General features: G+C 59.9%; 10 protein-coding genes. 5 read left to right on the top strand and 5 right to left on the bottom strand.

The genetic code is table 11. From position 1 onward, the window contains the following. Positions 1-11: 11 nt before the first annotated feature. The 3 genes from QTL96_RS10710 to QTL96_RS10700 all read left to right on the top strand — a co-directional run bounded on the left by QTL96_RS10710 (position 12) and on the right by QTL96_RS10700 (position 4,069). Positions 12-740, top strand: coding sequence for an SDR family oxidoreductase (locus tag QTL96_RS10710; protein ID WP_112943285.1), 729 nt, complete (start codon positions 12-14; stop codon positions 738-740). Between the two features lie 61 nt (positions 741-801). Then, complete coding sequence (locus QTL96_RS10705; RefSeq protein ID WP_289727722.1) at positions 802-2,418, top strand: FGGY-family carbohydrate kinase; 1,617 nt, start codon at positions 802-804, stop codon at positions 2,416-2,418. Positions 2,419-3,046: 628 nt separating this feature from the next. Continuing rightward, positions 3,047-4,069, top strand: a complete 1,023-nt coding sequence (locus tag QTL96_RS10700) for an LLM class flavin-dependent oxidoreductase (RefSeq protein WP_113198607.1) — start codon at positions 3,047-3,049, stop codon at positions 4,067-4,069. A gap of 84 nt (positions 4,070-4,153) precedes the next feature. Here the strand turns inward: QTL96_RS10700 and QTL96_RS10695 are convergent, their stop codons facing one another. The 4 genes from QTL96_RS10695 to QTL96_RS10680 all read right to left on the bottom strand — a co-directional run bounded on the left by QTL96_RS10695 (position 4,154) and on the right by QTL96_RS10680 (position 9,768). After that, positions 4,154-6,316 (bottom strand): glycosyltransferase, encoded by a 2,163-nt coding sequence (locus tag QTL96_RS10695; protein ID WP_289727721.1) that lies wholly within the window; start codon positions 6,314-6,316, stop codon positions 4,154-4,156. Continuing rightward, positions 6,301-7,602, bottom strand: a complete 1,302-nt coding sequence (locus tag QTL96_RS10690) for a hypothetical protein (protein ID WP_289727720.1) — start codon at positions 7,600-7,602, stop codon at positions 6,301-6,303. The genes QTL96_RS10695 and QTL96_RS10690 overlap by 16 nt, the downstream gene beginning before the upstream one ends. A gap of 64 nt (positions 7,603-7,666) precedes the next feature. Continuing rightward, a complete protein-coding gene (locus tag QTL96_RS10685) occupies positions 7,667-8,968 on the bottom strand; it encodes an HlyD family efflux transporter periplasmic adaptor subunit (RefSeq protein ID WP_289727719.1) in 1,302 nt (433 codons plus the stop codon). A 338-nt stretch (positions 8,969-9,306) separates the two neighbouring features. Further along, complete coding sequence (locus tag QTL96_RS10680) at positions 9,307-9,768, bottom strand: MarR family transcriptional regulator (RefSeq protein WP_289727718.1); 462 nt, start codon at positions 9,766-9,768, stop codon at positions 9,307-9,309. A gap of 149 nt (positions 9,769-9,917) precedes the next feature. Here QTL96_RS10680 and QTL96_RS10675 point away from each other — a divergent pair, with 149 nt between their 5' ends. Together QTL96_RS10675 and QTL96_RS10670 are read left to right on the top strand one after the other, a co-directional pair. Next, on the top strand, positions 9,918-11,996 hold the full coding sequence (locus QTL96_RS10675) for an FUSC family protein (protein ID WP_289727717.1): 2,079 nt from the start codon (positions 9,918-9,920) through the stop codon (positions 11,994-11,996). 85 nt (positions 11,997-12,081) lie between these two features. Further along, positions 12,082-12,525, top strand: coding sequence for a YbaN family protein (locus tag QTL96_RS10670; RefSeq protein WP_289727716.1), 444 nt, complete (start codon positions 12,082-12,084; stop codon positions 12,523-12,525). Positions 12,526-12,541: 16 nt separating this feature from the next. Here the strand turns inward: QTL96_RS10670 and QTL96_RS10665 are convergent, their stop codons facing one another. Continuing rightward, positions 12,542-13,432, bottom strand: a complete 891-nt coding sequence (locus tag QTL96_RS10665) for an AraC family transcriptional regulator (protein ID WP_113168173.1) — start codon at positions 13,430-13,432, stop codon at positions 12,542-12,544. Positions 13,433-13,630: the final 198 nt, after the last annotated feature.

The following is a 13,630-nucleotide window of genomic DNA, read 5'->3' as shown; positions in this document are numbered from 1 at the left end:
GGAGTAAATTCATGACCGACCTCATGAAAGGCAAAGTCGCCGCCATAACCGGTTCGGCGTCGGGCATTGGGCTCGAATGCGCCCGCACATTACACGCCGAAGGCGCGACCGTCGTCCTCATCGATCGCGCCAAGGACAAGCTGGATGAAATCTGCGAGGCGTTCGGCGAGCGCGCATTCCCGCTTGTCGTCGATCTTCTCGACGGCAAGCAACTCTCGGGCATCCTTCCCAGAATTCTGGAGGTCGCCGGCAGACTCGACATCTTCCACGCTAATGCCGGCGCCTACATAGGCGGGCAGGTCGCCGACGGCGATCCCGATGCCTGGGACAGGATGCTCAATCTGAACATCAACGCAGCTTTCCGCTCCGTTCACGCCGTGCTGCCGCACATGATCGCTCAGAAGTCGGGCGACATCCTGTTCACCAGCTCGATCGCAGGTGTTGTCCCGGTTGTCTGGGAGCCAATCTACACCGCCTCGAAATTCGCCGTACAGGCATTCGTACATTCGACACGTCGTCAGGTGGCGCAGCACGGTGTGCGGGTCGGAGCTGTCTTGCCGGGTCCTGTCGTCACCGCGTTACTCGATGATTGGCCGAAGGCGAAGATGGAAGAAGCGCTCGCCAATGGCAGCCTGATGCAGCCCAAGGAAGTTGCCGATTGCGTACTCTTCATGCTGTCGCGGCCGCGCAACGTCACCATTCGTGACCTCGTGATCCTTCCCAATAGTGTCGACCTCTAACGAAAGTGATTCCCGCGCAATGCGCGGGCATCAGCCATTTATGCTAGAAAGATGAGAGACAATGAGCGAAGAAGTCCAAACACCGCGCTACGTGATCGGCGTTGATGTCGGCACCGGAAGCGCTCGCGCCGGGGTGTTCGATCTCGGCGGACGAATGCTGGCCAGCGCCAAGCGTGACATCTCGCTTTACCGTGAAGCCGGCTCAATCGTCGAACAGTCGAGTAACGAGATCTGGCAGGCAGTCTGCGAAGCCGTGCGTCAGTCCGTTCGCGATGCCGGGGTGGCGGCGAAAAATGTCGTAGGATTGGGCTTCGACGCCACCTGCTCGCTTGTCGTCCTCGGTGACCAGGGAAAGCCCTTGCCGGTTGGCCCATCGGAAGATCCGCAGCGAAATATTATTGTCTGGATGGACCACAGAGCGGTTGCCCAGGCGGATCGGATCAATGCGCTCGGCCACGAGGTCCTGCGCTACGTCGGCGGCCGCATTTCTCCAGAGATGGAGACGCCCAAGCTGCTCTGGTTGAAGGAGTGCCGCCCCGAGGTGTTCGAGGCGGCATGGCAGTTCTTCGACCTTGCCGATTTCCTGACTTGGCGGGCCACAGGCGACCTTTCGCGATCCACCTGCACCGTGACCTGCAAGTGGACCTATCTCGCGCACGAGAAGCGCTGGGATCCGACATATTTCGAAGAGATCGGCCTCGGCACGCTAGCGGATGAGGGCTTTGCGCGCATCGGCCAGGCGATCGTCGAGCCGGGCTCGGCACTCGGCGGCGGCCTGACGCCGGCGGCGGCAGCGGAACTCGGGCTGCTACCGGGGACGGCGGTCGCTGCTGGACTGATCGATGCTCATGCCGGCGGGATCGGGACGGTTGGCTTCGGCGACGGGCCGACGGCGAACCTTGGCTATGTCTTCGGTACCTCATCGTGCACGATGACATCGACCGTCGAACCGGCCTTCGTGCAGGGCGTATGGGGGCCTTATTATTCGGCGATGGTTCCCGGGCTTTGGCTCAACGAAGGCGGTCAGAGCGCTGCCGGCGCAGCAATAGAACAGCTGATTTCATTTCATCCCGCTGCCGCGCAGGCGTTGCAGAGTGCAAAAGAAAAAGGCCAGTCGCTTCCCGTGATGCTTGCCGACATTGCTGCCAGCAAGGCAGGAACCGACCCAACCTCGCTCGTTCAGGGCCTTCATGTTGTCCCTGAGTTCTTGGGTAACCGCGCACCGCTTGCCGATCCACACGCTCGCGGGCTGATAGCGGGCATGGACATGGAACGCGATATCGACAGCCTCGTTCGACTGTATGTAGCAGGCCTCTATGGCATCGGCTATGGCCTCAGGCAGATCATCGACGCCCAGACGCAGGCGGGCGTCGAGATCAGTTCCGTCGTCATCAGCGGCGGGGCTGGCCAGCAAAGCTTTGTTCGTCAGCTTTTGGCGGATGCATGCGGTAAGCCCATCGTCGCAACGATTGCCGACGAACCGGTATTGTTAGGCGCGGCGATCCTGGGCGCGGTCGCCAGTGGCTGTTATCTCGATGTTCGAGAGGCGATGGTTATGCTGACCAAGGTCGATGAAACGTTCATGCCTTCGGCAGGGCGAACCGCTGAAAGCCATCTGAGACGGTATGATGCTTTCAAGGCGCTACAGCAGTTGGGCCAGAAAGTGCGTGGTTGTTGATGACACGTCGAAGAAGACGTGAAAGCTTGTATGGTCGGCTTGCATCTGGGTGCCAAACTCCGGCGTTTCACGGGCCGACCTCTGCGCCTTTACCGGATCTCGTGCGCCGAACATCACCTCGAAGCCCCTGAACGGCAGGTTCCAGTTGTTGATCGCATGTGGTCCTGACTATGCCGTCGAGACAGCGATGCCGGAATGAGTGAGCCACTCGGACAGGCATGTTCGTGAACAATCGGTATCTCCGTTTTATTCCATGCGGAAAATGCATAGCTGCACTGCACAATAGTGCCTAGAAAATGAACAGATATCGGTTATATTCATTTTTAACGAAGCGATGCACCTCCTCCCGCAAAGCTTCGTGGTTCGGGCGCCCCACTCCTCCTCCCAGGGTCGCCTGAGGGAACAACAGCACTCCTCCTCCCAGCTGTTGTTCGGTTCTTTTCGAAAGCCTGCCGCACCTCCTCCCGCGGCAGGCTTTTTCGATTCTGGGCCGCAGCTTTTTGACGTGAAGTTGACGCTCGATGAGATGAAGCGTTGACACTGTGGTCACACCCGCACCGCTGTATCCGCGGCCGGAACTGTGCGATGAACCATGAATTCGTCAATCACGCTTTCACGGTGCTACATCATGAAGAAAATCGGTTTCCTCTCGTTCGGACACTGGACACCGTCGCCGCAATCGGGAACCCGCTCGGCGGGCGACGCGCTTCTCCAGTCCATCGATCTTGCGGTTGCTGTCGAAGAGCTTGGGGCCGACGGCGCTTATTTCCGCGCTCACCACTTTGCCCGCCAGCTCGCATCGCCGTTCCCCCTGCTTGCCGCGGTTGGTGCCAAGACCAGCCGTATCGAGATCGGGACCGGCGTCATCGACATGCGCTACGAAAACCCGCTCTACATGGCAGAGGACGCCGGCGCCGCCGATCTGATCTCAGGAGGGCGCTTGCAGCTCGGCATCAGCCGTGGCTCGCCGGAGCAGGTGGTCGATGGTTGGCGCTACTTTGGCTATCAGCCGCCCGAGGGCGGGTCTGATGCCGATATCGGTCGGCGTCATGCAGAAGTTCTGCTCGATGTTCTGCGCGGCGAAGGTTTCGCCCAGCCGAACCCGCGTCCGATGTTCCCCAATCCGCCCGGCATGCTGCGTCTGGAGCCGCACTCCGAGGGACTGCGGGAGCGCATCTGGTGGGGCTCCGGCTCGAATGCGACCGCCGTCTGGGCAGCCAAGCTTGGAATGAACCTGCAGAGCTCGACGCTGAAGGACGATGAGACCGGCGAGCCGTTCCACGTGCAGCAGGCAGCGCAGATCCGCGCCTATCGCGAAGCATGGAAGGAAGCCGGTCACACTCGCACGCCGCGCGTGTCGGTGAGCCGCAGCATCTTCGCGCTGGTGGACGATCGCGACCGGGCCTATTTCGGCGGCAGCGGTCAGGGCGACGACAAGATCGGCTTTATCGACGAGAAGACGCGGGCGATCTTCGGTCGCAGCTATGCCGCCGAGCCCGATGCCCTCGTGAAGCAACTGGCCAAGGATGAGGCAATCGCCGAGGCCGACACCCTGTTGCTCACCGTGCCCAATCAGCTCGGCGTCGATTACAACGCTCATGTGGTCGAGCAAATCTTGAAGCACGTCGCACCCGCCCTGGGCTGGCGCTGAACCGCTTCGCCAACGGCTATCCGCTAACAGAGATGCCGGACCTCCAGGGGATCCGGCATTTTTCTTCGCGTCAGTAAGGCCCGATCACTCGGCGGCCGCCGGCGGAGTGGCACCACCGCCAAGTTGCAGCAGCGGAACCTTTGGCGAGAAGACGCGCGGCTTGTGGAACTTGCGCGGTGCTTGGCGCCCATTCAACGTATAAGGCTCGGTGTCGCCGACCAGAACCGCGGGCCGTGCGAACATGCGCTGCATCAGCCCCTGGACGGCGAGCACAGGGTAGGCGCGGGCAGGCATCACCTCCGGCATCTCGCTGAACATGCGCTGCACCATCTTGCGCCTGATATCCTCGGCGCCCTTCTTGATTTCGTGATCGTCGAGCCGGTCCCTGATGGCGACGATCGAGAGCGACAGGCCCGAATTCGCGCGGTCCATGCTGGTGATCTGCCCAGCGACGTCGAAATTGTCGAAGGGTGCGAAGATCAGGATATCGCCAAGGCGCATCTGGCTGAGCGCGCTCTCCTCGCGCATCGTGATCTTGGCCGTCTCGATCGAGATCGTATCGATCATGCAGGGAGCGGCCTTGCCGCCGCTGGCGACCTGTCCTTCGCGGGCAAGCGCAAGCTCAAGCTTTTCAAGGGGTGGGCGGGGGAGCTCGATGCAGACGAGCATCGACACGAAGGCGTAGACCATGACGACCATGCCCCAGGCGACGCTGAAGCCGTCGAGATCGTTGTAAGTGCTGAGCAATGGTCCGTTGAGCATGCCGACGAAGGTCAGCACAATGATGGCGAAGAACGTCGCGGCGATCGGGTAAAGCACCTCCACACGCCCGCGATCTTCACCCTTGGCGGTAACCTTGAATGGCCGGCCGAAGGGGTGGAAGAGGGCGTGGATGAGGGCGATGGTGATCGGAATGGCCGAGACCATCTGCGAAACCTCGGTGAAAAGCGGCAGGCTCCGCCGCCCGGAAACCCAGGAATGGAATGTCCACATGCCGGCGACCATCGGCAGCGCATAGAGGAAGAACGCCTCCGGCTCCATCAGAATGGCAGGCAGGCCGAGAAAGTAGAAGAGAAGTGGGGCGGCCATAAGGAGCAGGATGAAGGGCCGGCAGAACCAGAAGAGCAGGCCGTGGAAATAGTGCAGCCGCTGCATCAAGGTGTAGCCGCGTCCCAGAAACGGGCCATCCTTCAGGAGCGCCACCTGGATGGTGCCCAGGCACCAGCGGCAGCGCTGTGTGATATATCCCGAGAGGCTCTCGGCCGAAAGGCCGACGCTCAGGCGTTCATTGAGCCAGCGGGTTTTCAGGCCCTTCTGCATCAGGCGATAGGTGAGGTGGATATCTTCAGTCACCGTCTCCTGCGGCATGCCACCGATCATATCGAGCGCATCACGGCGGACGATACAGGACGTTCCCACGCAAAAGGCTGCGCCCCATCCGTCCTTGGAGGGCTGCATGACGTCGAAGAAGATGCGCTGATCGTCGACCCATGCCTTCGAGGCTAGCAGATTATGCTGGACCGGATCGGCATTGTAATAAAACTGCGGCGTTTGGATGAGGCCGATTTCGGTGTCGATGAACTGGCCCACCGTTCGTTTCAGGATGCCGCGCTGCGGCGCGAAGTCGGCATCTAGAATGAGGATGAAGGGGGCGTTGGTGTCCTCGGCGGAACGTCGTACCGCGTTGTTGATGTTGCCGCCCTTGGCGCCGACGTTGTCGTTGCGGCGTAGATAGCGCACGCCGATCTCGTTGCAGTAATCCTCAAGCCAATCGCGGCGTCCGTCATCCAGGACCCAAACGGTGAAATTGCTGTAGTCGATCGCCTTGGCGGCGAGGATCGTGCGCTCCAGAATGGACAGTTCTTCGTTGTATGTGCAGATGAAGATATCGACGGCCGGGTGGCGCGAATGTTGCGCGATCAGCGCTTCGCTGGCGTCGGCGGCGCCACTGTGGTCGGTCCGCTTGAAGAAGAAGACGATCGAAAGCACCGTGTAGAAGATGACGACCACTTCGAAGCCGAGATAGAAGCGCGGCCAGATCGCGTAGGGGCTCCACTCGAAGTCCGGCAATGTCTTGGTGATGCGGAAATACAGATAGTTCAGGAGCATGACGACCAGGATCGTGCCGAAAATGACGCGGTCCTTGCCGCGATTGGCGTCCAGCAGCCAGGCGCAGCCCACGATCAGCGCGATCGCCAGCAGTGAGAACAGTATTGAATCCGACAAGGTGACTACTTCGGGGGACATGGACCATCCTTGCTGTTGGCCTTCATCTGGCCTTTCAGGCCGACGAAGGGGTTGATATCGAGAGCGGCAAGAACGGCCCAGCCGGTCGCGCCGATATGCGGCAGTCGGTAGTACTTGAAGTCGCCGGGCGCCGAGTTCGGCCCGACCTGCAGGCCTGTCGTTAGTTGCTCGTTTTCCGTGGCGTAGACGAGGCCGCCGGGCTCGCGCTGCTTGGCGATGGTGGCAAAAAGCGGTTCGGCCTTTTCGGGTTGGCCGGTCTCGCGAAGCACGAGCGCGGCCTGCGCCGTGCCTTCCAGCCAGACGCCATCGCGGTCGTTGTTGAAGTCGTAGCCGCCCTCCACCCCGTGGTTCAGGTCAGTCCATTCCATCACGCGATCGGCCCTGGATTTGAATTCCGGAACCGCGATCAGCGGCCAGAGTTCGGCGTCGAGGCCCGACATGCCCACGTTCGGAGCGTTGCTGTCGGGCACGCTGCCGATATAGAAGCGGCCTTCCGGCTCGTTCCACATGGTCTTGAGAAACTGCAGTGCGCTGTCGCCCTGGTGCGTCCAGTCGCCACCCGCATCTAGCCGGGCGAGCCAGCTGTCGGCGGCGTAGACGTCGAGATTATGCTCCGTCGACTTCCAGGTCATCCGCTCAGGCGTCGGCTCATGACCGAAAAAGCCGCCGAAATAGCCGTCATTCTTCGGATCGGCCGTGCTGCGGTGGATCCAATCCATGACTTTACGGGCGGAGTCGAGATAGGCCTGCTGGTCGGTTTCCTCATAGGCCATTAGCAGGGCGAGCGCGCCCCAGGCTGTGCTGCCGGTCGCAGTTCCGACCTGATAGCCGTCCTCGATCCAGGAATTGCTCGCCGTGCTCCAATAGCCTGGAAGCAACATGCCTTCCTTGCCCGGAATGACCGTGCCGGAGCGATAGGCGTTGCGCAGGCGACCGTCGTGGTAGTGACGGTCGGTTTCAAGCGCGACCACCAGCGCATCGGCAACGCGGCGGGCTTCGGCTGTACGCTGGCAGCCGTAAAGCGCCATCATCGCAAGCGCATTGTCGTAGGTGAAGCCGGTATTCTCCAGCGACGGATGCAGCGCCGAACCGCCATTGGCCGGCTCGAAACTGCGAAAGACGAATGGCTGCTCGGGCTCGCCCGTCATCTTGGCGGCCAGCGCGTCGCACATCGAGCAGGCGAGCTGCGTCTTCGCCTCATCATCGGCACGCGCCGCGTCGATTGCCGCTGCAAACAGCATGGCAGCCAGGAGTGATGCGATCAACCCGCGCCAAACCTCACCCATTGACGAGTTCATGCCCTTCATTTTCGCCCCTCGCAATACGCGGATAAACGTTCAGCTTGGCTCTTCAGGGTGTTGCAGTCTTGTCGGCCGGCGGTTGCGGACCGGTGCCCTTGTCCAGCGATGTGGATGCGGACAGAACAATCGCCGGCGATGTCAGCCCGGCAACGACAGCCATCGAGTACCGCGCGATACGCGAGGTGATGGTCTCGCCGAGAGAGACGATGACATCCTCGCCGACGTGGCATCCGAAGAACTTGTCGTTGTTCTGCTGGGCAACACTGCCGTCCTGGGCGGTCGGCTCGTCGATCTTGACCAGAACATAGACCTCATGGCCCTCGGCCTCGGGGAATTTCGCGAAATAGCGGTTTTCTGGGCCGGAGTTAAAGTACCGGACGATCTTGTAGATGTGCCCGCTGCGCTTCACGCCAAGGCTGCGGAAGTTGACCATCGCGGGCGTGCCGATCTCGAGCGCTGTCACGTCACGGCTTCGGTAGACGGCCGCGGCGAAGGCCTCGGTGCAGTCGAGCGACTTGGCGACCGGCTGGCCCTGCATGACGAAATCGCCGAAGGAAGCGTCGACGCTGACGATCTGGCCGTGGCGCTCGGCGGTGACCTCGGCCGCACCGGTCTTGCCGAGGCGTCCTTCCTCGCGCGAGATCAGGTTCTCGACCTGCTGCTTGCGCTCCGTCATTTGGTTGATTTCGATATTGTCCTCGGCGATGTCGCCGGCGAGCTTCGTGCGTTGCATCTCGAGCGTCAGCAGGTTCGCGGCAACAGTGCCGCCGGTATAGATATCGCGGCCGACAAGCGACTGGACAATCTCGTTGCGGCGTAGCTCGCCCTTGGCGGAATCAAGCTCGGCCTGGGCTGCATTGCGCTTCTGGCGCTGTGGCTCAAGACTACTGTCGGAAATCAGCCCCTTTTTAAGGAGCGTCTGCTGGCGCTGCAGCAGCGCGTCCTGCTCGTTGAGGCGGGCCTGATAGGTTTGGACGTTGAATTCAGAATTGACGATCACTGCCGAGAGTTCACTCAGAACGCCCGCCTTGACGCTGTCGATCTGCGTCTTGACCTTGTTAAGTTGCTCGGTGCGCTCGGCCGCTACGCTGGTCGTGTTGTTGAGCTTTTCGGTCAGATCGAGCTTTTCCAGCCTGAGTCCCGTCAGAGATGTCTGATCTTGGTTGGGGTTTGAGACCGTTGCCATGACGTCGCCGAGATTGACGACCTGGCCAACCTGCAGTGAGATCTTATCTACCCTGCCGTAGATGGGAGAAGCGATCAGCTGCACCGGTGCGTTGATCACCGCCCGTGTCGAGACGATGAAGAATTGGTTGGGAACCATCGCCATCGCGATGATAAAAATCAGCATAAATGCAAACGCATAACCTAGGATACGCGATACAGATAGTATCTTACGGTCCTTGGGGTCGATACTGTTATTTGCGGCCTTCATTTTTCAATCCTGACATCATCATGCTGCAGGTGAAGTGAAGGGCGTTTCCAGGGTGGTGTTTTTTATTTGTAATGTCTTTTATATGAGGAAGAATATTCGAGCAAATAAAATTCATCTACTTAAAGTGATGTATTGCGTGGCATCTCCATTTTTATTTAGTTGATGTTGCAATATTGCCAGCAGCACTTAATTGCCGTGTTTACTATTCGTCGAATCTGGCTATTTGTTTGTGACACTTCTATATCTTTTTGGTGTCAGTCATCGGTAGAGTTTTCTACACTTGCCCGCACAATGGCATTCAAGACGCGGTGGGCTGCCTCGATGTCGGCATCATCGACGTTGCGAAGCACTCTGTTACGCAATGACGCGATGACGCGTTCGACGCGTTCTGCCAGTTGCTGTCCGTCGGGGGTCAACCAAATTGTTTTGGCACGCCTGTCGTCCGGGTCGTCTTTGCGTTCGATATGACCACCGGCGGTGAGTTCATCCAGCAGGCGGACCAGCGATTGGCTGGCGAGGCCGAGGCTTTCGGCAAGCTGAACCTGGCGGACACCGCCGCCTGACCGGCTGATCAGAAGGAGCAGATTGGCGCGCGACGCCGAAATTCCGTCCTCTGCCAGCGCCTTCTCCGCCATGCGCTTCCAGATGCTTCCCGCCTGTAGCATGCTGGAGGTGACCGCTGCTCTGCGGCTCAAGGGTTTCGTCTGCCTTGTCATCCTCTGCGTCCGTCCCTTGCTGTTTCTCGTTGAAAGAGCGCTAAAGGCGCTCGCTCGCGCAGTAAAGCATATTGTTTTATTTTAATTCGTATGCGAATAGTACGTAAGCGATCGAAATTACGAGCTGTAGCGCACACCTCCGGTTTCCCATGGCAAGCAAGAAGCTCACCTGGCTCCCCGATACGTGGGACATGGTTTTCTCGATTAAGACATTCATTGCAGCCATGCTGGCGCTGTTCATTGCCTTGTGCTTTGACCTCCCCAATCCCTATTGGGCTGTGACTACCGTCTACATCGTTGCCCATCCGCTATCAGGCGCAAGCACCTCGAAGGCGGTCTATCGCCTGGTCGGCACAGCGGCGGGTGGGGCGATGAGCATCATTCTCGTGCCAAATCTCGTGAATGCGCCGGAATTGCTGACATTGGCGATCGCGCTTTGGGTCGCGGTTTGCCTCGCGATCAGCCTGCTCGACCGCACACCGCGCAGCTATGGTTTCATGCTGGCAGGTTACACGGCCGCGCTCACCAGCTTTCCGCTGGTCGACAACCCGTCGGCAGTGTTTACCTATACCACCTCGCGCGTCATAGAAATCTCTGTCGCAATCATCTGCGCGGCAGTCATCAACCGAGTTGTTTTTCCACGTCATGCCGGTCCGGTACTGACGGCGCGCATCGATGCTTGGTTGAGCGATGCATCTGTTCTGATTGCGGCAGCACTCGACAGACGCCCGGAGGATCCCACACTGATGCGCACATCCGGCCGTCTTGCGGCCGAGGCCGCCGATATCAGAACGTTCACGACCCACGTGTCCTACGACACGTCAAGCCACAGTCAGCTCGTCGGCGCTTCACGCGAGTTGCAACGTCACATGATCACGCTCCTGCCCGTGGTGTCCGGCTTCGTGGATGTGGATCGCGCGCTAACAAGGACGGGGTACGAACACACACACGCCGTCAAGAAGCTCATTGCTGATGCCGAGGCGTGGATGCGGACAAAAGAGCCGATGTCGGAGGAGTGCTACAGCGAGATGCTGGCGCCGCTTCAGGCGCTTGAGGCTGAAGCGATGTGCTCAAGCGGGTGGCAGGATCTGCTGGTGCTGGATTTCTCAGCCCGGCTGCGCGACCTGCTGGAGATCTGGAACGAATGCGTGGGCTTGCGGCTGCATATTGCCTCGGGATCACGGCCTGCCTGGAAGGGGCAGTCGTTCGGCTTCAAGCAGAAAAGCGCGCGCCCGATTCACAGAGACTATGGCATGGCGCTTTTCTCCGGTTTTTCGGCCGCGCTGGCCATCGTGCTGGGCACGGTCTTCTGGGTCATGACAGGCTGGAGCAGCGGCGCCGGTGCACCTGTGATCGCAGGCATTCTCATCTGCTTCTTTGCAGCGATGGACAATCCGACGCCGATTATTCGCAAGTTCATGATCTTCAGCATGGTCGCGATTGTTCTCAGCTTCGTGTTTGTATTCGCGGTAATGCCCGTTCTCAGCGGATTCTCCTCGCTCGTGCTGGCGCTGAGCTTTCTCTTTCTGCCGCTTGGCGTGCTGATCGCGCGCCCATCGACCTTCCTGCTCGGAATGGCTTTGTCCGCCAACATACCGACGATGCTGACACTGCAATCGAGGCCTAGTTTCGATCTCGCCTCCTTCCTGAATGCCAATCTCTCGACGGTCCTCGGAACGCTGATGGCGATCGGTATTGCAGCCGTGGTTAGGTCAGTTGGCGCGGAGTGGAGCGCGCGCAGGCTCTTCAAGGCCGCATGGGCTGACATAGCCGCTGTGGCGCGCAAGTCGCAGAAGCGCGACCCCCAGGCCCTGCTATATACGATGCTGGATCGTTTTTCGCTGATGGTACCGCGTCTTGCCTCGTTGGCGCAGGATTCCACTGTCACCCAGGCGGACATGCTGAAGGATATGCGGGTTGGAACAAGCGTCGTCGATCTGCAGGCATGCAAGGGGCAGCTTCTCGCAGACCAGCGTGCAGCCGTAGACGAGGTTCTCGATGCTGTTGCGTATTTCTACGCGGAAAGACGGCGCACGCCCGAGACGCAGCCGGACCAGTCGCTGCTGCAGTTGTTCGATGCCGCGATCGATACGGTTCGTGGCCCTGCCAGGTCGTCGGCGGTGCGCAAGATCCTGATGGCGCTAGTCGGTCTTCGGCACAATCTTTTCCCCAATGCTCGCCAGTTGCAGGACAGCGAGCCGCCAGCGTTGCGGGAGGCGGCAGAATAGCGGCGATTACCGGAAAAATGACCATGTATCTTGCATTGCGCCACGCTGTCGTGAAAGGGATACTGCGCCCTCTATAAACCGGAAGATGTCTGTGAAACCCGGCCGCGTCACCGCCCTCACTTTGCGTGCAGGATATTTTATCCTTGGCATACTGATGCTGGTCCTCGCCTTTATCGGGGCGTTGCTGCCGCTAATGCCGACGACCATCTTCCTGATCCTAGCCGTCTGGTGCTTCACCCGCTCGTCGCCCCGTCTCGAAACCTGGGTTCTGAACCATCCGACGTTTGGCCCCACACTGCGGGCGTGGCGCGACCAGGGCGCGATATCGATGCGTGCCAAAGCCATGGCGCTCACCGGCATGGCTGGGGGTTACGTGGTGTTCTACCTCGCGGCAAGACCGGGCATATGGCTCGCACTTTTTGTCGGCTTGCTGATCGGGGGATGTGCATTTTATGTCGGGTCGCGGCCGCTGCCATCCGCGCCTTCGGACGCCGATCATGGCGCCCCACCGCAAAAGTCTTCGGATTGAACCGGCCCGGCTGCCATCAGCGCGGTTTGCCGACGCTGGCATACATGCCGGTCGTGCGAAACTCCGTCGGATTGGTGCCGTAGACCCGACGGAACACTTTGGAGAAATAGTTGGCGTCCTCAAAGCCAGAGCGGATCGCCACTTCCTTGACCGGCATGTGGGCAGTCTTCGTCAACAGCTTGACCGCCCGTTTCAAGCGCTTCTGCAGCACATATTCGGCCGGCGGGAGGCCTTCGTTGGCGGCGAACATGCGAGAAAAATGCGCGCGGCTGAGGCCTGCCACCCTGGCGAGGTCCTCCACCGGTAGCGGCTTTTCAAGATTGTCGGTAATGTAGTCGATGACGTGCTGCATGGTCCGGTACTCTTCGCTGAATACGGGATGCGAGCCGAACACGTCGTCATAAAGGGCCATCGCCGCCTCATAGGCAATTGACGACGCCAAGCCAGGCGTTTCGCCGCCAGTGATTAGCCGTAGGCTGCAATCGGCAAGATGTTCGATCGTCCGCGGCTGCAGTTTCAAGATCGGACCGGTGACCGCGAGGATAGATCGGTGAATGCGCAGTGCTTCCTCGCCGTTCATCGAGATCCAGAAGAACTCCCAGCGATCGCCGTCCTCCAGCCAGTAGCGATGATTGTGTGGCACCAGCACCAGCAAAGTCTCGCCCTCCTTCACCCGCAGTTCGCGATTCTCGTAGCGTAGATTGCCAGCACCGCTAATCGTGTGCTGCAACACGGTAAAAGGCGTCTGCCCGCGCTTGCGTCCATCCCAGTCATAGGTGGCATTCTCGCGCACTTCGTAACCGGTGCTTGTTGGCATGGTATGCAGGGATTGTCGGCCGCGCGGCAGGGAAACCGTTCGCATGGACGGCCCACGATCGATCAAATCCTGCAGCACAAAATTACCCATGAAAGCATAATCCTTCTCTGGCGGCCTTGAAGATTTTACGCATAATCCGCCCCAAGAGAGAGAACACCGCCGGGCTCATGGAGCGGCGGGGGGGAGAATAAGCCGGATTTCTGGCCTTTTTCGTCGTCGGACGCAAGCCCGCGGCCTATTCTTCTTCCTGCTGTCCAAATCCGGCATCTTAATCGCATCGAGGCTAGG

This window comes from Rhizobium sp. S163, from assembly GCF_030380805.1.
Classification (GTDB): Bacteria; Pseudomonadota; Alphaproteobacteria; order Rhizobiales; family Rhizobiaceae; genus Rhizobium.
Note: the sequence above shows the minus strand (reverse complement) of the source record. Positions and strands in the feature narration are given on the sequence as shown.

Excerpts from the sequence above, each read along its gene's own strand:
- QTL96_RS10710 (WP_112943285.1), top strand. The coding sequence starts at position 12 with ATGACCGACCTCATGAAAGGCAAAGTCGCCGCCATAACCGGTTCGGCG.
- QTL96_RS10705 (WP_289727722.1), top strand. The coding sequence starts at position 802 with ATGAGCGAAGAAGTCCAAACACCGCGCTACGTGATCGGCGTTGATGTC.
- QTL96_RS10700 (WP_113198607.1), top strand. The coding sequence starts at position 3,047 with ATGAAGAAAATCGGTTTCCTCTCGTTCGGACACTGGACACCGTCGCCG.
- QTL96_RS10695 (WP_289727721.1), bottom strand. The coding sequence starts at position 6,316 with ATGTCCCCCGAAGTAGTCACCTTGTCGGATTCAATACTGTTCTCACTG.
- QTL96_RS10690 (WP_289727720.1), bottom strand. The coding sequence starts at position 7,602 with ATGGGTGAGGTTTGGCGCGGGTTGATCGCATCACTCCTGGCTGCCATG.
- QTL96_RS10685 (WP_289727719.1), bottom strand. The coding sequence starts at position 8,968 with ATGCTGATTTTTATCATCGCGATGGCGATGGTTCCCAACCAATTCTTC.
- QTL96_RS10680 (WP_289727718.1), bottom strand. The coding sequence starts at position 9,768 with ATGACAAGGCAGACGAAACCCTTGAGCCGCAGAGCAGCGGTCACCTCC.
- QTL96_RS10675 (WP_289727717.1), top strand. The coding sequence starts at position 9,918 with ATGGCAAGCAAGAAGCTCACCTGGCTCCCCGATACGTGGGACATGGTT.
- QTL96_RS10670 (WP_289727716.1), top strand. The coding sequence starts at position 12,082 with ATGTCTGTGAAACCCGGCCGCGTCACCGCCCTCACTTTGCGTGCAGGA.
- QTL96_RS10665 (WP_113168173.1), bottom strand. The coding sequence starts at position 13,432 with ATGGGTAATTTTGTGCTGCAGGATTTGATCGATCGTGGGCCGTCCATG.